21 protein-coding genes are annotated in these 23,285 nt (G+C 61.9%); 5 read left to right on the forward strand and 16 right to left on the reverse strand.

Going from position 1 to position 23,285, the window contains the following annotated elements; translation table 11 throughout:
- Positions 1-41: 41 nt before the first annotated feature.
- On the forward strand, positions 42-2,159 hold the full coding sequence (locus KOM00_RS07020) for a lytic transglycosylase domain-containing protein (RefSeq protein WP_216498202.1): 2,118 nt from the start codon (positions 42-44) through the stop codon (positions 2,157-2,159).
- 97 nt (positions 2,160-2,256) lie between these two features.
- On the opposite strand, the gene KOM00_RS07025 is transcribed toward KOM00_RS07020, so the two are convergent.
- From KOM00_RS07025 to KOM00_RS07040, 4 genes are all read right to left on the reverse strand, one after another.
- On the reverse strand, positions 2,257-3,843 hold the full coding sequence (locus KOM00_RS07025) for a sensor histidine kinase (RefSeq protein WP_236026791.1): 1,587 nt from the start codon (positions 3,841-3,843) through the stop codon (positions 2,257-2,259).
- A gap of 363 nt (positions 3,844-4,206) precedes the next feature.
- Complete coding sequence (locus KOM00_RS07030; RefSeq protein ID WP_216498204.1) at positions 4,207-4,584, reverse strand: response regulator; 378 nt, start codon at positions 4,582-4,584, stop codon at positions 4,207-4,209.
- A 136-nt stretch (positions 4,585-4,720) separates the two neighbouring features.
- Positions 4,721-5,719, reverse strand: coding sequence for a hypothetical protein (locus tag KOM00_RS07035; protein WP_216498205.1), 999 nt, complete (start codon positions 5,717-5,719; stop codon positions 4,721-4,723).
- Complete coding sequence (locus KOM00_RS07040; protein ID WP_216498206.1) at positions 5,686-6,297, reverse strand: GyrI-like domain-containing protein; 612 nt, start codon at positions 6,295-6,297, stop codon at positions 5,686-5,688. The genes KOM00_RS07035 and KOM00_RS07040 overlap by 34 nt, the downstream gene beginning before the upstream one ends.
- 306 nt (positions 6,298-6,603) lie before the next feature.
- On the opposite strand from KOM00_RS07040, the gene KOM00_RS07045 reads away from it, so the two are divergent.
- The 4 genes from KOM00_RS07045 (at position 6,604) to KOM00_RS07060 (ending at position 11,057) form a co-directional block, all read left to right on the forward strand.
- Positions 6,604-7,038 carry a MarR family winged helix-turn-helix transcriptional regulator gene (locus tag KOM00_RS07045; protein WP_216498207.1) on the forward strand — a complete coding sequence of 145 codons (435 nt, stop codon included), beginning with the start codon at positions 6,604-6,606 and terminating at the stop codon, positions 7,036-7,038.
- A 14-nt stretch (positions 7,039-7,052) separates the two neighbouring features.
- Complete coding sequence (locus KOM00_RS07050) at positions 7,053-8,318, forward strand: TolC family protein (protein ID WP_216498208.1); 1,266 nt, start codon at positions 7,053-7,055, stop codon at positions 8,316-8,318.
- A 70-nt stretch (positions 8,319-8,388) separates the two neighbouring features.
- Positions 8,389-9,465, forward strand: coding sequence for an HlyD family secretion protein (locus KOM00_RS07055; RefSeq protein WP_216498210.1), 1,077 nt, complete (start codon positions 8,389-8,391; stop codon positions 9,463-9,465).
- A 35-nt stretch (positions 9,466-9,500) separates the two neighbouring features.
- A complete protein-coding gene (locus tag KOM00_RS07060) occupies positions 9,501-11,057 on the forward strand; it encodes a DHA2 family efflux MFS transporter permease subunit (RefSeq protein ID WP_216498211.1) in 1,557 nt (518 codons plus the stop codon).
- A 319-nt stretch (positions 11,058-11,376) separates the two neighbouring features.
- On the opposite strand, the gene KOM00_RS07065 is transcribed toward KOM00_RS07060, so the two are convergent.
- From KOM00_RS07065 to KOM00_RS07120, 12 genes are all read right to left on the reverse strand, one after another.
- Complete coding sequence (locus KOM00_RS07065; RefSeq protein ID WP_216498212.1) at positions 11,377-11,646, reverse strand: hypothetical protein; 270 nt, start codon at positions 11,644-11,646, stop codon at positions 11,377-11,379.
- 33 nt (positions 11,647-11,679) lie between these two features.
- Positions 11,680-11,961 (reverse strand): peptidylprolyl isomerase, encoded by a 282-nt coding sequence (locus KOM00_RS07070; protein WP_216498213.1) that lies wholly within the window; start codon positions 11,959-11,961, stop codon positions 11,680-11,682.
- 64 nt (positions 11,962-12,025) lie between these two features.
- Positions 12,026-12,745 (reverse strand): pyridoxine 5'-phosphate synthase, encoded by a 720-nt coding sequence (locus KOM00_RS07075; protein WP_216498214.1) that lies wholly within the window; start codon positions 12,743-12,745, stop codon positions 12,026-12,028.
- Positions 12,738-14,102 carry a phosphoglucosamine mutase gene (gene glmM, locus KOM00_RS07080; protein WP_216498215.1) on the reverse strand — a complete coding sequence of 455 codons (1,365 nt, stop codon included), beginning with the start codon at positions 14,100-14,102 and terminating at the stop codon, positions 12,738-12,740. Before glmM ends, KOM00_RS07075 begins: the two co-directional genes overlap by 8 nt.
- Positions 14,103-14,187: 85 nt before the next feature.
- On the reverse strand, positions 14,188-14,577 hold the full coding sequence (locus KOM00_RS07085; RefSeq protein WP_216498216.1) for a YbbR-like domain-containing protein: 390 nt from the start codon (positions 14,575-14,577) through the stop codon (positions 14,188-14,190).
- Positions 14,574-15,332: a diadenylate cyclase CdaA gene (cdaA, locus tag KOM00_RS07090; RefSeq protein ID WP_216498217.1), complete on the reverse strand. Its 759-nt coding sequence runs from the start codon at positions 15,330-15,332 to the stop codon at positions 14,574-14,576. The genes KOM00_RS07085 and cdaA overlap by 4 nt, the downstream gene beginning before the upstream one ends.
- A gap of 42 nt (positions 15,333-15,374) precedes the next feature.
- A complete protein-coding gene (gene folP / locus KOM00_RS07095; RefSeq protein WP_216498218.1) occupies positions 15,375-16,211 on the reverse strand; it encodes a dihydropteroate synthase in 837 nt (278 codons plus the stop codon).
- Entirely contained in the window at positions 16,211-18,049 is a 1,839-nt protein-coding gene (ftsH, locus tag KOM00_RS07100) for an ATP-dependent zinc metalloprotease FtsH (protein ID WP_216498219.1), read from the reverse strand. The genes folP and ftsH overlap by 1 nt, the downstream gene beginning before the upstream one ends.
- 179 nt (positions 18,050-18,228) lie before the next feature.
- Positions 18,229-19,605 carry a tRNA lysidine(34) synthetase TilS gene (gene tilS / locus KOM00_RS07105; RefSeq protein ID WP_216498220.1) on the reverse strand — a complete coding sequence of 459 codons (1,377 nt, stop codon included), beginning with the start codon at positions 19,603-19,605 and terminating at the stop codon, positions 18,229-18,231.
- Between the two features lie 970 nt (positions 19,606-20,575).
- On the reverse strand, positions 20,576-21,088 hold the full coding sequence (locus KOM00_RS07110; protein ID WP_216498221.1) for a hypothetical protein: 513 nt from the start codon (positions 21,086-21,088) through the stop codon (positions 20,576-20,578).
- A gap of 147 nt (positions 21,089-21,235) precedes the next feature.
- The gene (opp4C, locus tag KOM00_RS07115; protein WP_216498222.1) at positions 21,236-22,093 is read right to left on the reverse strand and encodes an oligopeptide ABC transporter permease; all 858 of its coding nucleotides are present in this window, start codon (positions 22,091-22,093) and stop codon (positions 21,236-21,238) included.
- A 72-nt stretch (positions 22,094-22,165) separates the two neighbouring features.
- Positions 22,166-23,146 carry an ABC transporter permease gene (locus KOM00_RS07120; protein WP_216498223.1) on the reverse strand — a complete coding sequence of 327 codons (981 nt, stop codon included), beginning with the start codon at positions 23,144-23,146 and terminating at the stop codon, positions 22,166-22,168.
- Positions 23,147-23,285 lie beyond the last annotated feature (139 nt).

Here is a 23,285-nt window from a genome sequence, read left to right on the forward strand (position 1 = left end):
TACAAATACGGGGTTAGCCTTTGCAACGACAGGGAGTAGCCATGTTTTGCCGTACCATTGCAGCAGCAGCGATCGTGTTGTACGCCACCCTTCCCGCCTCAGCCGTCAACCTCAACAAGCCCGACGTCTCGCTCAGCGCAGCAGCCCAGCGCATGCAAGTCAAGGATTTCCGTGGCGCCCGCGAGGCTGCCCTTTCCATCAACGACCCGGCGCTTCGCTCCTTCATGGCCGGGATGGCCGCCGCCAAGATGGAACAGTGGGAAGAGGCAGCAGCGCAGCTCCCCGCCGCAGCCGAGGGATACCCGCTGCTGGCCGATTATGCGCTCTACTACCAGGGGCTCGCACTTTCCAAACTGCAGCGCCACGACCAGGCTCTCCCCCCCCTGTACAAACTGCTCAAGGAGCACGCCGACAGCCGCCTGGCGCGCCAGGCCCTTATCCTCTACGCCGACACCCTTGCGGCGGCAGGCTACCCCAAAGAAGCGCAGCAAAGCTACGCCACCTTCGTCGAGCGCTACCCCTCCGGCAACGACTCCATCTCGGCCATCTTCGGTTCCGCACTCTGCAGGATGAAGCTCGGCGACACAACAGCTGCCGCGGCCGTGCTGCGCAACATCTACCTGGTCTACCCCGCCTCCCCCTACGCCGACAAGGCAGCGATCGAGCTTCAGAACCTCGCTGCGGCGGGCATCAAGGCCGAACCCTACAGCGGCGCCGAGCTCTTCAAGCGTGCCGGCACCCTCTACGACCTGGGTCGCCACCTGAAGGCGGCGGAGGCCCTGGCCGAGATTCCGTTGAGCGGCGAAAGCGAGGAGTTCGTCCGCAAGGTGAAGTTCAAGAAGGGGCAGGCACTGTACAAGTCGAAGCGGTACCAGCAGGCCCAAAGCACCTTCAGCTCGTTACCGGCAAACGCCGAGGCCGATCTCTGGCTGGCGCGGACCTTGGACAAATCGGGCAAGGGCGACGAGGCCTTCCAGCTCTTCCTGAAGCTGGCCCAGGACCCCAAGGGGGGCGTCGTGGCCCAGGAGGCGATGCTCGAGGCCGCCTACCTGAAACGCTTCCAAAGACTCTGGAGCGAGGCGGTGCCGCTGTTCAAGAAGTACCTTGTCATGGCGCCCAGCCAGAAAAACGGCAACGTCGTGTGGGAGGCCGCCTGGTGCAGCTACCAGGCCCGTGACTACCAGGAGGCGGCCGCACAGTTCAGGAAGCTGGCCGAGCGGGAGGACCTCCGAGACAAGGCCCTGTACTGGCTGGCGAAGACTCTCACCCTGACCGGCGACGACAAAGGGGCGCAAGCGGCATTGACCGCCCTGGCCTCAGAATTCCCGACCGGATACTATGCGTTGATCAGCAACCAGTTCCAAGCGGGAGACGCGCTGCCGCAGCCCCCGAAGAACATGGCGGAGCTGCTCCCCCTGCCGTCCGGCTTCGAGCGCGAAAAGGCGCTGATCACCCTTGGGCTCTACGAGGAGGCCGCCCGCGAACTTTCTCTTTCTAAGAAGGGGAAGAACCCGGCTGGGATCGCCAGGCTGTACCTGGAGATGGGCAACTACAACGGCGCCTACCATACCATGGCCAACGAAAAGCCCAGGCGCGGCGACAAGGACAGCGCCACCCTCCTCGGCGTGACCTACCCGCTCGCCTTCCGCGACGATGTCGCCAAGAATGCGGCAGCGCACGCGGTCCCGGAGAGCCTGGTGTACGCGGTGATGCGTACCGAGAGCAACTATTTCCCGGCCGCCCTCTCGCCCGTGGGCGCCGTCGGCCTGATGCAGATCATGCCCTCCACCGCCGAGGCGATGTCCAAGGGTGATTCCAAGCGGCTCACCACCCCCGACCTGAACATCAAGCTGGGGACGCAGCATCTGAAGGACCTGCTTGAGCTGTACGGCAGGAACCTCACCCTGGCCGTCGCTGCCTACAACGCGGGCTCGGGGAACGTGAAGCGCTGGCAGAAAGGCTACGGCGACCTTCCCGAGGACGAGTTCGTGGAAAGCATCCCCTTCAGGGAAACACGCGAATACGTGAAGAAAGTGGTGAGCAGCATGCAGATGTACCAGAGACTGTATCGCCTCCCCCCTTTCAAACAGCCCCCCCAGCAGAAGGTGGCGCCGAGGGAAAATCAGGGGAGCAGTCGGCAAAAGATTGCCATGCGCTAGGCTGGACAATAATGAAGGGTGGCAGGTAGTGCCACGCAAGGTAAGTATCAAAAGGGGCGCCTACCGCGGAAGGCGTGATCACGCAGGCGGGGCGACTTCAGCGAGGCTTCTCTTCATGGGCTGGCAGTAGCATAGGAAGAGTGAAATAGAAGGTGCTTCCTGCGCCTTCGCAACTTTCAGCCCAGATCCGTCCCCCCAGTTTTTCGACGATCTGGCGGGTAAGAGCAAGCCCAAGCCCGGTCCCCCCGTGCCGCCGGGTCAGGGACGAATCGACCTGGGTGAACCTGCCGAAGATCCTCTCCAGCTGGTCATCCGGAATGCCGATCCCGGTATCGCGCACCGAGAAAAGGATCATCCCCTCCTCCCCCGCCGCTCCCGCGGGGCTCACCTTCAGCTCTATCTCGCCCTGCTCCGTAAACTTCAGCGCGTTTCCCAGCAGATTCACCAGCACCTGCCGCAGCCTCCCCTCGTCGCCGGTTATCACTTCAGGCAGCGTCGGGGTGATCTCTGAAATCAGGCGCAGCCTCTTTTCTTCAGCCACCACGCAGACAACTTCCAGCGCCGACTTCACTACTCCCTGAAGCGAAAAATGTTTGTGCTCGAAGGTCATCATGCCGGCTTCCATACGCGAAAAGTCGAGGACGTCCGAGATGATCCTCACCAGCGAATCTGCAGAGCGCTTCGCCATCTCGAGCAGGTTTCGCTCCTCAGCTCCGATATCCATGTCCAGAACCAGCTTCATCATCCCCAGCGCCCCCGCAAGCGGCGTACGCATCTCGTGGCTCATGTTGGCCAGAAACTCGGTCTTGGCCCGGTTGGCGGCCTCCGCGTTTTTCTGAGCGACGGCCAGGCGCTTCCCGGTCTCCAGCAGGGCAGCCTCGTACTGTTTCCTCTCCTCGATCTCAAGCAGCAACAGCTCGTTGCTCTCTCTCAGGGCCGCGGTCCTGTCCTTCACCTCTTGTTCGAGCTGTTCCTGTTGACTCCTGAGCTCCTCCTCGGCGATGCGCCTGGCGGCGATCTCGCCAATCAGTTGCACGTTCAGTTGCTCCACCTGTTCCTTGGAGCGCTCCAGCGTCTCTATAACCTCCCTGTTCTCGTATCGAAGCAGCAGCGAAGTGCGGTTGATCCCGTAGTTATGCAATGAAATCCGCCACAGCAACGCGCCGAACAGGACGACCATGGCGGCCATGACAAAGTGGAAGGTGTCGTTCATCAGGACGAAGTGCAGGGCCAGAGGCGTGAGGGTCGGGACCGCGAACGCGGGGAAAGCAAGCCGCACCGTTGCGAAAGTCGACGATGCCCCGGCAGCCATGCCACCGAGCACGAAGGCGAGGAATACCTGGTGCGCCAGTTCCCCGTTGGTATAGGGAAGCGCCCCGATGCTCCCCCAGCACCCGCCTGTCATCAAAAGCCCGACCAGGAACCTGTTGGCCCAAAGACGAGCCTGCGACGGCTCGCGTCTACTTTTCAGGTAGCCGAAGATGAGAAAGGCTCGCGAGAGCGTGACCGCGAGGATCATCGTCAACCAGATGACCAGGTGGCCTAGCCGCATAACGTCCTTCAGCACGAAAAAAACCAGCACTGAGTTCACGGCCGTCGCCAGCAGTCCAGCAGGCGCAAGCCGGTACAGTTGCTGAACCTGTTCGGGGAAGATCTGCTCCTGGAGCCGATCAAAGTTTTGCAAGCGACTGGAATCCATGTCATTCGCGCCATCTTTACTCATGCGAATTACCTCTGTGCCCTGCAAGAAACCACGAGTATCAAGCCACGTTAACATACCATAATGAACGGCAAATTAAACCGCGGTGACATGGAACCTTGTCGCCCGAAGCCGGAGACACACCTCACGGAGTCCCTGTCGGACAAAAACCAGGTGCGGCGAAAGAGTATGCTTTCCAGGTGATTTGCCGAGGCGTCCCTCCCCCGGAGAGTCGAGGGGCGCCGACCGCCACTTTAGCGCCTGGAATACGACGCGTTACGGACTGTGCCGCTGAAGAGGAAGTGAATGAAAGTTGGTGAGTAACGTGGTGGAGGTAACTTGGGAGGGTCACTTCGTTTGCGGCGGGTAGTCCTGTTCCAGAAATGACAGCAGTAAATCGAGGTTTAACGGCTTGGAGAGGTAGTTGTCCATCCCGGCATCAAGGCATTGCTGCCTGTCTTCCTCAAGGGCATGGGCAGTGAGGGCGATGATCGGGATATGCCCTCCTTTTACCGCTTCCTTCCCTCTGATGATCTTTGTGGCGCTCAGTCCGTCCATCCCGGGCATCTGTACATCCATGAAAATAAAATCGAAACCGTCCTGCTCCCACTTTCCCACGGCTTCGCGCCCGTTGTCGACACCCAGACAGTCGTGGCCCAGCCGCGACAGCAGTGTAACCATCATCTGCCGTATGGTCGGGTCGTCTTCTGCGATCAATATCCGCATGCCGACCTCCTGAACAGGAGCAGAAATGAAGATTTCCAGCCCGTTACAAGATAACATCGGCGCCGCAAAAGTAAAGAACGCTAATTAAGCCCAGCAGGCGGGCAGTAGTCGACTGAAGCAGGCAGGGCTATCTCTGTCACTTCTGATTTTTCGTGAACACCACGGTCATTTCGTCCTTCAGCTCCAACTTGATACCAGGGATCGCCTTCACTGCTTCCCTTATTTCATCGAGAGACTCGAAGCGCATCTGACGCAGTTTTTCCAGGTCGGACGGTTCAGTGCTGCCAAGCCGGGCCATATCCATCTCGAAAACGGTGAGACGGTTGCCGTCGCGATGAGTCGCGTCCGTGCTGAGTATAGTGCCATTCACCTCGACCGCGAGACTGAACTTCATCCCCATGAACATTTCAACAAGCTCCCTCGTCTTCTCGTCTGGTTGACCGGGGGGAGAGTAGATTTCCGGGGCATCCTCCACATCCGAAGCGGTCTGCAAGGGGGGAGTGAAAACTTCAGGAGGATTTTCAGCAACGACGGTCACTTTTTCGGATTGGGCCGGGGACGGCGCTGCATGGACAATGGCAGAGTTTTGTGACTTGGCGAAAACCATGGTCAGAGTCGACGTCGCTCCCTTCTTGAAGTGGAAGCTGACGAAGGGGGTGCCCGGCTCACTGCCGGCTCCGCCTGCACCGAAACCGCTGTTCTTTCGGTGCGGAAGCTTCAGGGCGTTGATATCCCTGAAATTATAGGTTGCCTGGTATCCCTTGTACTCAGGGGTCTCCACACTCTTACCGGAATGGTACGTTACCCCCTTCCCCATAGCTTGCGCCTGTTTCCTGAGGGCGTCGGGTTGGAACACATCGAAGGGGTTGCTCTTGCCGGCGCCGCCACCCAGGCCGCGCATGGCTTCGTCAAGCTTGGCGAGCACCTTTTTGCTCAGCAGCATGGTTTCTTCAACCGTGCCGCTCCCGTCGGGATTAACGCGAACCACCGTACTGACCTGAAAGCAGCCGGTTAACAGAAACAGCATCACTGCTACGATCAGCCGCTGAAATACTTTCATACTTCCCTCCGCTTCAGAAACTGGCTTTACTTCACCTTCCATCATGCCATCGGCTGCCTGACGATCGTTTTCCATTTCTCCGGCGCAGCCCGGCGCATGTCGCTGAGATAAATCTCGTGGTGCTTGCCCACCCTCCTACTGCCACAACTCTCGATAAAGGCATGAACCTTCTCGATGGTAGGCCCTTCTTCAGAGAACGGGCCGACGTGCATGATCTGAGCGACTCTCCCCTCTTCGAGGGCCTCAAGCCGCACCCGAGGCAGGGCTGCAACCTTCTTCTTCCGCTGCACCTCTTGCGCGGCCTCTTCTACCGATGTCGGGGTGACAAGCTCGGGCTGCATGATCATTGCAGTCCATTTCCAGGCTCCCTTGTCCCCCGTGATGAATGCAGACATATCGTCTGCCCACCAGAGAGCCTGGAGCGGCAGCACTCGGTAATCAATGGCACGGGGTCCCTTCTTGACCATGAACTTGAGCGTGTAGGAAAGCGTGAACAGCGCTTCCACTGCCTCCTTGAAAGCCAGCGAGGTATTCGGGTCGCCTGCACCGTCGACCATGAGGTAGTTCAGGGCCGGTACCTCGACAATCTCCACCTGCTTTGCGGAAGGGGCGTAGAGATGCTTTAACTGTTTCAGGTAGTCGATCTTTGGCATTGCGATCTCCGTTGTCACAGTTGTTCCGGCTCGGCAAAAGAAGAGCCGTGCGACGGCTGTAATGGTATCAGACTTTTTAACCGAACATCACACCGCTCTGCTAAAAAACCACTAAGATAAGAGGCATATTTATCAGTATGCTGAAACACCGTGCAGCAGCCTCGACCACGGTCTTGGTCCGGCTGTGCAGGCCCGGTTTGGGTTATTGACAGCATACTGATTATATGCATAATGATCACCCTGCCGCAGGTTCATTTTGCACGGCAAATCATGCCGTTAAGCAGCAACCGTTACGAGGGAAGAGCCATGGACGAAACGAAGTCCCCCCCCATCGATATCGAAAAGACGGTCGGATTCCTGTTGGCGAAGGCATACCAGCGTGCCTGCCTCATCTTCAAGGAACACTTCGAGGAACACGACCTTACCCCGCAGCAGTTCGGCCTTCTTGGCTTTCTCTGGCGGGAGGACGGCCTCAGCCAGGCGCTGCTTTCAGCAAAAAGCCAGATAGACCGTACCACTATGGGCGGTCTCATCGACCGGCTCGAAAAGGAGGGGTTGGTGGTCCGAAAGACCGACCCGGTCGACCGCCGCGCCTACCGTATCTGCCTCACCGAAAAGGGGAAGGCACTGGAACCGCTCCTGGCCCCCCTCGCCTTGCGGGCCCAGGAGATGTTCATCGCCAAGCTCGAGCCGCAGGAGGTGGAGACCTTGAAATCCCTGCTGGAAAAGATCCGCAATTAGATTTTGGAGCTTTCATGCATTTAGTCATTGTTCTGCTGGCTCTGCTCTGCTGTGGGGAAGCCAACACGGCCCATGCCCAGACCCTCACCCTCAGGGAGGCCCTCGACCGCGCCGCCGCCACCAGCCAAGGGCTCAAATCGGCCTCGCACGAGGTGGAGATCGCCCGCGAGCAGGTGAACGTGGCCCGCTCCACGAGACTGCCACGCATCGACCTGCAAGGGGGCTACGTCGCCCAGGCCAAGGCCCAGGCTTTCAAGTTCGGGACCAACTCCCAGGAGACCCAGGACCCTCGCTATCCCTTCTTCAACTTCAGCGTCTACCAGACCCTGTACGACTTCGGCCGCACCAGGGCCAACGAGGGTATCGCCAGGATGCGCGGCGAGGCAGCGCGTTACTCCTATTCGGGGAACGAGCAGGAGCTCTTCCTGCAGGTCGTGCAGGCGTACTACGGGATCATGACCGCGCAGAAACTGGTGCAGGCCGCCTCAGACGAGGTGGTGCAGATGGAATCGCACCAGAAGACGGCCCAGGCGCTCTTCGACGAGGGGGTGGTCACCAGGAACGACCTGCTGCAGGCGGAGGTGCGCGTCGCCTCCAGCCGCCAGAACGTCCTTAGTGCGCAGAACGAGGTGGAGAACGGTTGGCTGCTCCTGAACTACCTCACCGGCGCGGCACCCGGTTTCCGGGCCGAACTGAAGGACGAGTCGCAACTCCCGCAACTGCCGAGTACGAGCGCTCAACCCGACCTCTCCAGTCGGGGGGAAATCGCCGCGCAGAAGGCTCTCCTCGGCGCAGACGAGTTCGCCGTCACGGAGGCCAAGACCAGCCACTACCCCGAATTCTTCGCCAAGCTGGGCGTGGACTACCTCTCCAACAGCAAGGTACGCGAACAGGCCATCACAGCGGTGACCGTCGGCTTCAAGGTGAACCTCTTCGATGGCCCCGCTTCCGCAGCAAGGGTGAGGCAGGCGGTCCAGGCCCGTTCCAGGGATGAGGAGAGACTGAGGGATCTGGAGGATAGGACGAGGCTCGAATACGCCATGGCAGTGAACGATCTGAAGGTCGCCGACGCCCGGATCAAGGTCGCCGAGAAGGCCATCACCCAGGGGGTTGAGAACCTGCGCATCACCAAGGACCGCTACCAGGAGCACGTCGGCACTGCGACCGAAGTGGTGGATGCCCAGACGCTGCTGACCAAAACCAGGACCGACTACTACCGCAGCGTGTTCGACCTCCAGGTCGCCGCAGCCAGGGTCAAGAGGGCGACTGGCGAGCTGTAACCGCCCCACCAACACCATCGACGGGACTGCGACCCGATGCTCGGCCGCACCCGGTACCGGAGATACGCACATGGCAGATGAAACAACTGAACCGACAACGGCACCCGCAAAGGGCGGACTGAGCAAGAAGCAGCGCGGCGGCATCGTCCTTTTGATACTCATACTGGTCGGCTCCCTCTTCGGCGTCCGCCAGTGGGTGCGCAGCAAAACCCACATAGAGACCGACAACGCCTTCGTAGAGGCCCACGTCCACTCGGTCGCCAGCCGGGTCCCGGCCCTTGTGCAGCGGATCGCCGTGGTGGACAACCAGTTCGTGCACAAGGGGGATCTCCTGGTCGAACTGGACCCGGGCGACTACCAGGCACGACTGAAGAGCGCTGCCGCCTCCCTGGAGATGGCCAAGAACGAAACCTCCGGCGACTACGCGGAGGTGGAGAGTGCGCGCGCCAACGTGGGGCTCGCCGCTGCCCGCCTGGACCAGGCGAACCTCGACCTGAAGCGCGCCGAGGCGCTCTACGCGAAGGAAGTCATTCCCAGGGAGCAGTTGGACCGCGCCCGGACCGCGCAGAAGGTGGCCCAGGCCCAGGTCAGGGAAGCGCAGGAATCGGAGAATCGCGCCAAGGCCATGATCGGCATGTCCGGCAGCGGTTCAAAGGACGCCCGGGTCGCGCAGAAGCAGGGGGATTTGGAGACCGCGAAGCTCAATCTCTCCTACACCCGGATCGTGGCTCCCAGCGACGGCTACGTGACCAGGAAAGGGGTGGAGGTGGGGAACTACGTGCAGCCCGGGCAGGCGCTCATGGCAATCGTCCCCCTGGAGGACGCCTGGATCACGGCGAACTACAAGGAGAGCCAGTTGACCAACGTGCGTCCGGGACAGGAGGTCGACTTCACCGTGGACGGCTGTCCCGGCCGCCACTTCACCGGGAAGGTCGAGAGCCTCATGGCGGGTACCGGAGCGGCCTTCTCACTGCTCCCCCCTGAAAACGCCACCGGCAACTACGTGAAGGTGACCCAGAGGATACCGGTGCGCATCGCCATCGACAGGAAGAGCGACCCCGAGCATCTGCTGCGCGTCGGCATGAGCGTCGTCCCGACCATTCTCACCGGGAAGACCTTCGGGCAGGTGGTCGGGTTCGGGCAGTAGGGGCATGAACAGGGTGAACATCCTCTGGCGGTTAGATGAAGACTTCTGAAGAAAAAAACATCAACAAGTGGCTGATCACCATCACGGTGATGCTTCCCGCCATCATGGAGATCGTCGACACCTCGGTGGCCAACGTTGCGCTCCCGCACATGCAGGGAAGCCTCAACGCCGGGACCGACGAGATCACCTGGGTGCTCACCTCCTACCTGGTGAGCAACGCCGTCGTGCTCCCCATGACCGGGTGGCTGGCGCGCATGTTCGGCCGCAAGCGCTTCCTGATAACCTGCATCACCCTCTTCACCCTCGCTTCCCTCATGTGCGGCGCCGCTCCCTCGCTTGGGCTGCTCATCTTCTTCAGGGTGCTCCAGGGAGCAGCCGGCGGCGCGCTGATCCCGATGAGCCAGGCGATCATGATGGAAACCTTCCCCCCCTACCAGCAGGGGATGGCGATGGCGATCTTCGGCGTCGGCGCCATGTTCGGCCCCATCATCGGCCCGGCCCTTGGGGGGTGGATCACCGACAACATGAGCTGGCGCTGGATCTTCTACATCAACATCCCGATCGGCATCATCGCCGTGGTCATGGCCACCTTCTTCATCTACGACCCGAGCTACCTGAAGCGGGGCAAGGTCAGCATCGACTATTGGGGCCTGGCGCTTTTGACGGTGGGGCTCGGAGCGCTGCAGATCGTGCTGGACAAGGGACAGCAGGATGACTGGTTCAATTCCGGCTTCATCGTCGCCTGCTCGGTGCTCACCGCCGTCTCGCTGGCGGCGCTGGTCTACGTCGAACTCACCCACCCGCATCCGATCGTGAACCTGCGCCTGTTCAAGAACGTCTCCTTCTCCGCCGGCAACCTGGTGATGTTCGCCGTCGGCTTCTGCCTGTACAGCTCGATCATGCTGATACCCCTCTTCCTGCAGACGCTCATGGGGTACAACGCCACCATGGCCGGCATGGTCCTCGCGCCGGGGGGGATCGCCACCCTCATCTGCATGCCGTTTGTAGGGGCGATCATCCAGCGCTACGACGGCAGGAAGGTCGTCTTCACCGGGCTTATCATCGCCGCCTACTCCATGCACATCATGCAGGGGTTCACCCTGGAGGCCGCCTACCCGGACTTCGTCTGGCCGCGCGTGGTGCTCGGCATCGGGCTGGCCATGATCTTCGTGCCGCTCACCACGGTGACCCTGGCCACCATTTCCAAGGAGGAGATGGGGAACGCTACCGGGATTTTCAGCCTGCTGAGGAATATCGGCGGCAGCGTCGGCATCGCCATTTCCGCCACGCTGCTGGCGCGCTACTCGCAGTTCTACCAGACCAGCCTGGTTGCCCACGTGAATCCGTACAACCCGCAGGCGCAGTCGCAGATCGCCATGCTGAAGGGGGCCCTGATGGGGCGCGGCATGGACCAGATGGCAGCGGAAAAGGGAGCCTTCGCCATCATCTACGGCAAGGTCGTCAGGCAGGCCTACATGCTCTCCTACAACCGTATCTTTTTCATCGTCGGGATCGCCTTCGTCGTGATCATTCCGCTGCTGCTTCTGTTGAAGAAGCCGCAGAAGCACCTTCCCCCCGGCGCGGCGCATTAAAGCAGGATAGCGCTCTATCCCTCACCCCTACCCTCTCCCAGAGGGAGAGGGAGGATGGACAGCCCCCCTCACATCACACGCTCCATAGCTTCTATCCCCTCTCTCCCGGGAGAGGGAGGATGGGCACCGGGAGAGGGAGGATGGGCACCCCTCACACGCTTCCTTGCTTCTATCCCCTCTCCCTCCGGGAGAGGGTGCCCGAAGGGCGGGTGAGGGAGATGCCACCACGCGTGCGGAAACAACTACCGATCGGCAACCATAAAAAAAGGCGGGGGAACGCATCCCCCGCCTTTTCTATTTTCACCTGGCCTTGCGGCCGCTATTTCTTCTTATCCGCCTCTTCGGCCAGCCGTTTCTCCTGGGCCTGCCTGGCCTGATCCATCTCGGCCCAATGCGCGTCCCAGTCCTTTTTCCTGATGAAGTACAGACCGACGCTACCCAGCACGATGCAGACCCCGAAGAAGAACTGCATGACCTTGAACCCTTCGGCCACTCCGTAGACCATGCACCCCACGCCGACCAGGCCGAGCAGGAAAGGAGCACTGAAGATGAGGCTGACCAGGGACTGCTTGTCTTTGTTTTCCGCCATTGCTTCCCCTTTTACGTTCTTTGGGCGAGGTTTCTAGTCCTTGCGGCTCATCACCTCGATCAGGTGGTAGCCGAACTGGGTCTTCACCGGGCCGAGCACCTTGCCGACCTCGCCGCTGAAAACCACCTTGTCGAACTCGGCGACCATCTGGCCGGGGCCGAACTCGCCCAGACGTCCCCCCTGGTTCCCCGAAGGGCAGAGGGAATTGGCGCGCGCCACCTCCCCGAACTCCTCTCCCGCTTCGATACGGCTCTTCAAGGCAACGCAGGCTTCCTCGGTCGCCACCAATATGTGACGTGCTGTAGCTCTCGCCATCTCCATCTCCTTTAGTTGATCTGTTGGGGACCGGCTCCTCAGGTGCCTGTCCCCTTAGGTTGCCTTAGGCGTAGCGTACCAGTTCGGACATGTCGCGCACGGCGCGGTCAAGGCCGACCAGGATGGCCCGGGACATGATGGAGTGGCCGATGTTGAACTCCTCGATGCCGCCAATGGCCGCCACTTTCTTCACGTTGGTGTAATTCAGGCCGTGCCCGGCATTGACCCCGATGTCGAGCTTCCTGGCCAGTTTCACCGCGTTCTCGATCTTGATCAGCTCCAGGTTCTCTTCCTTCCAGGTGGGGGCGTCGGAGAAGGAACCGGTGTGGATCTCGATGTAATCGGTGCCGATCTTGTTGGCCGCCTTGATCTGGTCCGGGTCCGGATCGATGAACAGACTGACGATGATCCCCCCCGCCTGCAGCTTCTCGATGGCGACCTTGAGCGCTTCCTGGTGGATCCTGACGTCGAGTCCCCCCTCCGTGGTCAGCTCCGCCCTCTTCTCCGGGACCAGGGTGCAGCATTCCGGCTTAACCGCCAACGCGATGGCGACCATCTCGTCGGTGGCAGCCATCTCCAGGTTCAGCCTGGTCTTCACGGTCTGGCGCAGGATCTTCAGGTCGCGGTCCTGGATGTGCCTGCGGTCCTCGCGTAGGTGAATGGTGATCTGGTCGGCACCGGCCAGTTCGGCGATGGCGGCGGCAGCCACCGGATCCGGCTCGACCCCACCGCGCGCATTGCGCAGGGTTGCCACATGGTCGATATTGACTCCCAGTCTAGCCACGGTTCTCACCTCCCAGGGCATCGGACGCGGTCTGCGCGATCTCGTTGGCCCAATTGCGGATAGTCGCCTCGTCGTTGCCTTCCAGCATGATGCGCAGGAGCGGTTCGGTGCCGGACCAGCGGATCAGCACCCTCCCCTCCCCTTTCAACTTCTCCTCGACGTCGTTGATCACCTTGGCTACCTCGGGGATCTGCATCACGTCGGTCTTCTGCGGCAGACGCACGTTGACCAGCACCTGCGGCAGGGAGTGCATCACCAGGGCGAGCTCGGAGAGGCGCTTTTGGCGGCGCTGCATGATGGCGAGCACCTGCAGCGCGGAGAGGATGCCGTCTCCGGTAGTGTTGTGGTCCAGGAAGATCATGTGCCCGGACTGCTCGCCCCCGAGGTTGTAGCCCCCCTTCAGCATCTCTTCGACGACGTAGCGGTCACCAACGGCGGTCTTGATCACCTCGCCGCCGGCACGCTTCATGGCGATGTCGAGCCCCATGTTGCTCATCACCGTGGCGACCAGGGTGTTCTTGTTCAGAGTCCCCTGCCGCAGCATCTCGGTGGCGCAAATGGCCATGATCTTGTCGCCGTCCACCACGTTGCCGTACTCGTCCACGAATATGACGCGGTCGGCGTCACCGTCGAGGGCGACCCCCAGGTCGGCGCCGTGCTGCTTCACCGCCTCGCTCATCACCTCGGGGTGCAGCGAACCGCAATCCGCGTTGATGTTGGTGCCGTTGGGCTTGACGCCGAGAGAAATCACCTCGGCCCCGAGCTCCTCGAACACCGCCGGTGCCACCTTGTAGGCGGCGCCGTTGGCGCAGTCGAGCACGATCTTCAGCCCGGAGAGGTCGAGGTCCTTGGGGAAGGTGCTCTTCAAAAAGACGACGAAACGCCCCTGGGCATCGTCGATGCGGTAGGCCTTCCCCACCTCCTTCGCGGTAGGGCGCAGGGAGTCGATGCGCTTTGAGAAGATCAGTTCCTCGATCATCAGCTCGGTCTCGTCGGGGAGTTTGAAGCCGTCGCGCGAGAAGAACTTGATGCCGTTGTCCTCGAAGGGGTTGTGCGAGGCGGAGATGACCACGCCGGCGTCGGCGCGCATCGAGGAGGTGATGTTGGCGATGCCGGGGGTCGGCAGCGGGCCGACCAGGAGGACGTCCACTCCCATGGAGCAGATGCCGGCCATGAGGGCGCTCTCCAGCATGTAGCCGGAGAGGCGGGTGTCCTTGCCGATCACGATGCGGTGACGCTTCTTGCCGTTTTTGAATATGTACGCGGCGGCGCGCCCGATCTGCATGGCCATCTCCGCCGTCATCGGGTAGACGTTGGCCACTCCGCGGACACCGTCGGTACCGAAAAGCTTCTTCATCAGTTTCACCTCTAATTGATTTGTTTGCAGTTACTCGTCTCCCCTCTCCCGTAGCGGGAGGGAGAGCCGGTAGAGAAGCAAGTGACTATTTCTCCCTGGCGGCCAGCACGAAGCTCGCCGTGGCCGGCGCCACGTGTACCACCTTGATCTCCGGGTCCAGGTTGAACTCGGCCTCTTTCAGCAACACCTGCTGCAGCCCCGGCTGCGCACCCGCCAGGTCTATGTCGCAGCGGGTCTGATGGAAGGGAAGCAGGAACAGCAGAATGCGCGGCCCGGCCACCACCACCTCGACCTCGGCGGGGGCCGCCCCGTCCAGCTTCAGCCCGGCCGGCATCCGGTGCAGATTGACGGGCAGCACGAGCAGCATCTCGCCCGGACGCTCCAGGATCACGCTGAGCCAGATCAGCACGGACAGGAGCACCGAGAGGACCTTCACCCCCTTGAGCCATTCGCGTCCCTTGACATGCGCCGTCATTTAAGCCACCTCGGCTCGACCAGCCTGCGCAGGGTCTTGCCCAGCGAGGGCATGTCGATCACATCGGTCTTCTTGCCAGCCACGATCACCGAGGCGGTGCCGGTCTCCTCGGAAACGACCACGACCACGGCGTCGACCAGTTCGGTGAGCCCGATGGCGGCGCGGTGGCGGGTCCCGAGGCTCTTGCTCACCTCGAGGTTCTGGGTGAGCGGCAGGAAACACCCCGCCTTGGTCAGCTTGCCGTGCTGTATGATCACCGCGCCGTCGTGGATGGGCGAATACGGCAGGAAGATCGAAGAGATCAGCTCGCTGGTCACCTTGGCGTCGATATCGGTGCCGACCGCCAGGTAGCTGTCCACGGAGATGGCCCGCTCGATCACGATGAGCGCCCCGATCTTCTTCTGGGCCAGTCCCGCCACCGCGAACACCAGCTCGTCGATCACGTCGGACATCTCGACGTCCTTCTCGGTGCGGCTTCTGGCCAGCGTAGCGAACGCCCTGCGGATGTCGGTCTGGAAGATGACCGCGAGCCCCACGACGGACGATGCGAGGATGAGGTCGACGATGAGCCGGACGGTCTGCAGGGAGAAGAAGCGCGCCAGAAGATGCAGGGCGACGAGGCCCGAAAGGATGGCGAGGATGCGCAGCGCGAGCACCCCCTTGAGCAGTCGCGCCAGCCTGGAGACGATCAGTATCGCTAGCGACAGGTCCAGAAGGTCCCGCAGTATGCCTATGTTTTGCAGGAAAGAATTCATCCGCACCGGTCGGGAAGCTGAGCTTCCGGTTTCCGGGTGCGGCTACATGAGCGCCCGCGTCATCAAGGCGACGTCCCTCATGGCAGCCACGTCATGCACCCGTACGATGGTGGCCCCGTGCACGATCGACATAGCGACCGCTGCAGCGGTGCCAAATACCCTCTCTACCCCGTCCCTGCCGGTGACGGCCCCGATGAACGACTTACGGGAAGGACCGACCAGTATGGGACGTCCCAGCGGCAGGAACTCCTCGAGCCGCTTGATCAGTTCCAGGTTCCCCTGGACGCTCTTGCCGAAACCAAGCCCCGGGTCGATCACTATCCGCGCCTCGGGAACTCCCGCTTTCCTCGCCAGGGCGATCGACTCTTCCAGGTACGCCCTGACATCGGCGATCAGGTCGTCGTAGCCCGTGTCCTTCTGCATGGTGTCGGGCATGCCCCGGGTGTGCATCACCACGACTCCGGCATCGGCTGCCGCCACCACGGCGGCCATCTCGGGATCGAACATGAGACCGGTGACGTCGTTGACGATCTCCGCCCCGGCGGCGCAGGCCGCCTCAGCAACCCCGGCCTTGTAGGTATCGATGGAGATCGGAGCGGTGATCCGGCCCTTCAGCGCCTCTATAACGGGAAGCACCCGGTCCAGTTCCTCCTGCAGGGTGACGGCGGGAGCGTTGGGCCGGGTGCTTTCGCCCCCGATATCTATGATGTCGGCACCCGCCCGCTCAAGCTCGCAGGCACGCTCCACGGCGGCCTCGAGGGAGAAGAAGCGCCCCCCGTCCGAGAAGGAGTCCGGAGTCACGTTCAAAATGCCCATGATCTGCGGACGCTCCAGGGACAGGGTGCGGCGGGACAGTTCCCACTCCTGCGCCTTGATCATCAGTCGGCTGCGACAGGCTCGGAAGCGATCTCTTTGCCCTCGATGATGCGGTCGACCTCCTCGCCGGTCAGGTTTTCCTTCTCGATGAGCGCGTGGGAGATGCGGTGCAGGGAGTCAAGGTTCCCCTTCAACAGTTCCTGCACTCGCGCGTAGTTCTGCTCGACGATGAGCCTGATCTCGTGGTCGATCTCGATGGCGGTCGCCTCGGAGTAGTTCTTCTGGTGTGCCATGTCGCGGCCGAGGAAGATCTGCTCGTCCTTCTTGCCGAAGGAAACCGGGCCGAGCTTCTCGCTCATCCCCCACTCGCACACCATCTTGCGGGCGATGTCGGTGGCGCGCTCGATGTCGTTGCCGGCGCCGGTGGTCATGGAGTTGAAGATGATCTCCTCGGCAACGCGGCCTCCCAGGAGGACGGCGATGCGGTCCAGCAGCGACTCGCGGGAGTAGCTGTGCTTGTCCTCGATCGGGAGCTGCATGGTGACGCCCAGGGCGCGACCGCGCGGGATGATGGAGACCTTGTGCACCGGGTCGGCGCCCGGGATCAGTTTCGCGACCAGGGTGTGACCCGCCTCGTGGTAGGCCGTATTCTTCTTCTCCTCGTCGGAGATGACCATGGAGCGACGCTCGACCCCCATGAGGACCTTGTCCTTGGCGTCGTCGAAGTCGATCATCTCGACCATGCTCTTCTCCTTGCGGGCGGCGAGGAGTGCTGCCTCGTTGACCACGTTGGAGAGGTCGGCGCCGGAGAAGCCCGGTGTGCCGCGAGCGATCACGCCGAGGTCGACGTCCGGTGCGAGCGGGGTCTTCTTGGTGTGCACCTTGAGGATCATCTCGCGCCCCTTCACGTCGGGACGCGGTACCACTACCTGGCGGTCGAAGCGGCCCGGGCGGAGCAGCGCCGGGTCGAGGACGTCGGGGCGGTTGGTCGCCGCGATCAGGATGACCCCCTCGTTGGATTCGAAGCCGTCCATCTCCACCAGGAGCTGGTTCAGGGTCTGCTCGCGCTCGTCGTGACCGCCGCCAAGCCCTGCGCCGCGGTGACGGCCGACTGCGTCGATCTCGTCGATGAAGATGATGCACGGTGCGCTCTTCTTGCCCTGCACGAAGAGGTCACGCACGCGGGAGGCCCCCACGCCGACGAACATCTCGACGAAGTCGGAACCGGAGATGGAGAAGAAGGGAACCCCGGCCTCACCCGCGATGGCGCGGGCCAGGAGGGTCTTGCCGGTGCCCGGAGGGCCCATGAGCAGGACCCCTTTCGGGATGCGGCCCCCGAGCTTGGTGAACTTCTTGGGATCCTTCAGGAAGGAGATGATCTCCTCCAGCTCGTCCTTGGCCTCCTCGATGCCGGCCACGTCCTCGAAGGTGATGCGACCCTGGGCCTCGGTGAGGAGCTTCGCACGGCTCTTGCCAAAGGCCATCGCCTTGCCGCCGCCTCCCTGCATCTGGCGCATGAAGAAGATCCAGACCGCGACCAGGAAGATGATGGGGAACCAGGAGACCAGCAGCGAGAACCAGGAGAAATGCTCCTCCTCGGGGCGGGCGGAGACCGCGATCTTCTTCTCGATCAGCTTGTCGGTCAGGTTGGCGTCGGCCGGCTTGAAGGTCCTGAACTCCTTGCCGTCGGCGAACTTGCCGAGGATCTCGTTACCTTGGATGACCACGGAGGCCACGGGGCGGTTCACGTTCTTCACCTTGCCGGTTTCCACCGCTTCGATGAAGTCGCTGTAGTCCAGTTTTTCCTGGGTCGGCTTGGGCTTGTTGAACAGGTTGAACAACAGGATCATCATCAGACTGATAACAAGCCAGAGCGCCAAGTTCTTATAAAATTGATTCAAGTTTCCTCCCGATCAATCGGTATGCTGCAAAGACACGATCTGACGCTGGTTTACCACGACATAGAGCGCGCGTTGCTTGGTTGAACGGTCGCCATTGCCGGCTTCCTTATGAGAACGAAGAAAAAAGCGTTCAAATGAGTAAAAAGGATTACCATAAAGGGTGCAGGTTGACAAGAGCTTTAAGGTGTAATATCAAGAATTTCGACTCGTAAAACCGCGCCAGTCGTGGAGGTTACCCGTCCCTTCTGTGCGACTCTCACCCCTGCCACCCAGACGATCTCCCCCTCGCTGAAAACGAGCGGCACCCGGCTGCGCTCATGAAGGGGGAGCTTTTCATTGATGAAAAGCTCCTTCACCTTCTGCGAGCCAGTCATGCCAAGCGGCGTGAAACGGTCGCCGGGGGTGAAGGGGCGCACGAGCCAGGGAAACGGCGCCGCGTCCGCCGAGAGGTGGACGATCCTTTTCGACCCGGTTGCCAGGTCGTCGGGACGCTCCACCCGGCGCACCGTAAGCGTCATCCCGTTTTCCAGTCGGTAGCTCCCCTCGCCCGGCACGTCCTGTTCCCATTGCATTGGAGCCGACGGTGCGGCACAGGTGAAGCTGAGCCTGTCGTAGCAACGCTCGACGCGGAGGTCGCCGGGGAGCTTCAAGCCGGCGTTGGGTCGACATGAACAAGCGAGGCGATCGATCGCCTCGAGGTGCGTGAGCGCGATGCACATCAGGTCCCCGCGCAGCTCGTGCAGCCCGTGGCGATACAGGCGCAGTCGCAGCCCCCGGTGCTCCTGAAGCAGCGCCTCGATGCCGAAAACCACCTCATCGTTTGCCGAGGAGGCGAGCCGGTCGAAGGAGCTGACGGTGAGGTGATCCAGGAGTTCCTCGTCAGCGGCGAGTATCTCCGCGGTGGCGGCCAGCCGTTCGGTGACCCTCGGGTTGTACTTTTTGAGGACGGGAACCAGTTCGTGGCGGATGCTGTTGCGCAGGATCGCGGTGTCGGAGTTAGTTTCGTCGGTACGCCAGGTTAAGCCGCGGCCGTTCAAGTACAGCTCAAGCTCCTCGCGGCTCACCTTGAGCAGCGGACGCTTTACCAGGTTGGCCCCACTGGGCTTCATGGCGCTCAGGCCGGTGGCACCTGCGCCCCGCAGCAGGCGGATCAGGACCGTCTCCGCCTGGTCGTCCAGGTGATGGGCAACCGCGATACCGGTGGCGCCACGGCGCCTTGCCACCTCGTGGAAGAAGGCGTAGCGCGCCTGGCGCCCGGCGTCCTCGAGCGAAAGTCCTTCGGCGGCGGCAAACGATGCGACGTCGACCCGGATGGCAACGAAGGGGAGACGGTAGCGGGTGGCGAGGTCAGCCACGAATTTCTCGTCCGTATCCGACTCGGCGCCGCGCAGGCAGTGGTTCAGGTGGGCGACGATCAGCTTGAGGCGCTCGTCCGCGAGCCGGGTCATGATATCGAGGAGGGCCACCGAATCAGCCCCCCCCGAGACCGCCACAACCACGGTCTCGCCGGGAGCAAAGAGATGTTGGTTACGGACGATGGCGACGAGGTCTTTCAAGCAGTTCGGGCTCCTGGAATCGAAGTGGCGAGTGCAGTCATGGTGGCGGGTTGGGCAGGGCGAATGATTATTCGCCCCTACAGGGGCGGAGGTTGTTTGGTGTCTCGGGAGATGGTAAGGAGAGCCCCCCCACATCACGGCGCCTATATCGGGGAGTCGTCGGCGCTGCCGGGCGACTGTAGGGGCGAATAATATTCGCCCAGCCCAAGGCGGCACCTACTGATATTGCCACTCCCGGCCACCCAACTGCCGCACCGTCGCCACCCAAAGAACGTAGAACGTAGAGTTCGTGGTTGGCGGCGCTGCCGGGCGACTGTAGGGGCGAATAATATTCGCCCAGCCCAAGGCGGCACCTACTGACATTGCCACTCCCGGTCACCCAACTGCCGCACCGGCACCCCCAAAGAACGTAGGACGTAGAGTTCGTGGTTGGCAACGCTGCCGGGCGACTGTAGGGGCGAATAATATTCGCCCAGCCCAAGCGGCACCTACTGACACTGCCACTCCCCGTCACCCAACTGCCGCACCGGCACCCCCAAAGAACGTAGAACGTAGAGTTCGTGGTTGGCGACGCTACCGGGCGACTGTAGGGGCGAATAATATTCGCCCAACCCAAGCGGCACCTACTGACATTGCCACTCCCGGTCACCCAACTGCCGCACCGGCACCCCCAAAGAACGTAGAACGTAGAGTTCGTGGTTGGCGACACTGCCGGGCGACTGTAGGGGCGAATAATATTCGCCCAGCCCAAGCGGCACCTACTGACATTGCCACTCCCGGTCACCCAACTGCCGCACCGGCACCCCCAAAGAACGTAGAACGTAGAGTTCGTGGTTGGCGACGCTGCCGGGCGACTGTAGGGGCGAATAATATTCGCCCAGCCCAAGCGACACCTACTGACATTGCCACTCCCCGTCACCCAACTGCCGCACCGTCGCCCCCCCCAAGAACGTAGAACGTAGAACGCGTTTCAGTCCTTGAGCGTGCACTCCCGCTCCCAGGTGTTGTACCCGTCCCCCACGATGTCCCAGAAGGACTCGATGCGCCCGGCGTAGTAGTCGAGTTCCGAGCACTCCGCCTCGATGGCCTGGAGGAACTTGAGCGAGATGAGCTGGTGGCCGAACAGGAAGCGGTAGAATTCGCGGACCCCCGCCAGGTACCCCTCAATTTCGCTGGCCAGCGGTTCCATGGTGTTGACGATGTACCAGTTGCCGGCGAACTGGCGCACGATCCCGGGGCGTTCGTCGAAGATGCTGCGTCCCTTGATGGAGACCACGAAGTCGCGGGTGAAGTAGTCCGCCGCGCCCGCGAGAGCCGTCGCCTGCTCCGGCGTCATGCCCGTTTGTTGTATCTCCTCGTAGAAGCGGTGCAGCAGGTCGCTCACCAGCTTATCCACCCGCACCTCGTCCTCGAGGGTCGTCGGCACGAAGTCCCTTTTATCAACCTTCAATACGTCGAATGCTTCTTCGCAAAGCTCGGCCATGTGCTCCTCTTGTCTTAAACATGTTCTACGTTCTATGTTCTACGTTCTGCGTCAACGGCTCCGACGTTCAGCATCCTGCCGCAGCGGCCCTACGGAATCAGGCTGCAGCCGGCACGAGATCGAAAAACGTAGAAAGCAGAACGTTTTCTAGCCTTGTTGCCTTCTCGGGTCGAGCGCGTCGCGGATCCCCTCCCCTACCAGATTGTAGGAAAGCACGGTGACCAGGATGGCCACACCGGGAAACAGCGACAACCACCAGGCGAACTCGATGTAGTCCTTGCCCGAGGTCAGGATGTTGCCCCAGCTCGGCGTCGGCGGCTGCACGCCTATCCCCAGGAAAGAGAGGGCCGACTCGGTCAGGATGGCCCCGGCCACGCCGAGGGTCGCGGAAACCAGCACCGGCGACAGGGCGTTGGGAAGGATGTGCCGGAAGATGATGCGCGAATCCGACGCACCCAGCACCCGCGCAGCCAGGATGAAGTCGCGGCTCTTCAGCGAGAGCACCTCAGCGCGCACCAGGCGCGCCACCCCCATCCAGCCCGTGAGCCCGATGATCACCATGATGTACCAGATGGAAGGCTCCAGCATGGCGATCACGGCGAGGATCAGGAAAAAGGTCGGGAAGCAGAGCATGATGTCGACCAGCCGCATCAGCACCGAGTCGACCCAGCCGCCGTAAAAGCCGGCGAAGAGGCCGATCACCGTGCCGATGACCACCGCGATGCCGACCGCGACGAAGCCGACCTTAAGCGATACCCGGGCGCCGTACACGACGCGGGTGAAGACGTCGCGCCCCAACTCGTCGGTGCCGAACCAGTGGCTCCCGGAGGGGGGGAGCAGCACGTGCCATGCGTCGATGGTGTCGGGGCTGTACGGGGTCACCAGGCCTGCCGCCACGGACAGCAGAAACAGGACCGCGATCACGACCAGCCCCGCAGTCGCGAAACGATTGCTGGCGAAGCGTTGCCAGAACTCCCGGTATGGGCTGCTCACCTGGTCACGCATGGCACCCCCGGCCACCGAACGTGGTTGCCGTTCTCAATCTTAATCTTAATCTCAATCTGCCGTTCAGCCTCATCATCCCCTCCCGTGCCTGATGCGGGGATCCGCCAGGGCGTAGCAGAGGTCGGCCAAGAGGTTGCCGATCAGGGTAAGGCAGGCGCCGATCACCAGGATTCCCATCACCAGCGGGTAATCGCGCGCCATGACACCCTGGTAGAAAAGCTGCCCCATCCCGGGGATCGAGAAGATGGTTTCGAAGATGACGCTGCCGCCGATCAAGGCCGGAAGCGAGAAGCCGAGCAGCGTGATCACCGGGAGGAGCGCGTTCTTCAAGGCATGGCGGTAGATCACCACCCGCTCCCGCACTCCCTTGGCCCGGGCCGTGGTGATGTAGTCCTGCGACAGCACCTCTATCATGGTGGAGCGCATGTAGCGCGACAGCCCGGCCAGGCTGCCGAAGGTGGCGATGGCGATGGGGAGCACCAGGTGCCTGGCCAGGTCCAGGGTGCGCCACCACCAGGACCACTGGTCGCTCCCAAGCGAGTGGATGCCGGAGATGGGCAGCCAGGAGAGCTTGACGCCGAAGAGGTACATGCATAGAAGTGCCAGCCAGAAGGTGGGCACGGCGAAGCCGACAAAGACGAACACGGAGATGGCCCGGTCCAGCAGCGTGTCCCGGTGCACCGCGGCCATGATCCCGATCGGGAGCGCCAGGCCGAACTCGAGGATCAGGGCGATCACGTTGAGCGAGATGGTGATCGGGATCCTTTCCTTGATCTTGTCCAGCACCGGACGGTTGTCCGGCGCGAAGGAGCGGCCGAAGTCAAGCCGCGAGAGGTTGGAAAGCCACATGCCGTACTGTACGTGCAGCGGCTTGTCCAGCCCGTAGAACTCGCGCAGCCGTGCCCTGGACGCGGCGGAAGCCTTGGGGCTCATGGCGGTCTGCATCTCCACCGGCTCGCCCGGCGCGAGATGAATCACCGTGAAGGTGATCAGCGTGATCCCCAGCAGCAGCGGGATCAGCATCAGTATCCTTTTGATCAGGTAGTTGGCCATAGGTGTCTGAAGTGTTGGATGAGCCCGTCGAGTTCCGGTTGGCCGCTCCACAGCGGCACGTTATGTCACCGTTTCGGTTGTCGTCGATCGTGCACCGCTCAGGCGGTGCTGCCGCCAAATAATATCCTCGTCAAACCCG

The sequence above is a fragment of the Geomonas diazotrophica genome (assembly GCF_018919385.1).
Classification (GTDB): domain Bacteria; phylum Desulfobacterota; class Desulfuromonadia; order Geobacterales; family Geobacteraceae; genus Geomonas; species Geomonas diazotrophica.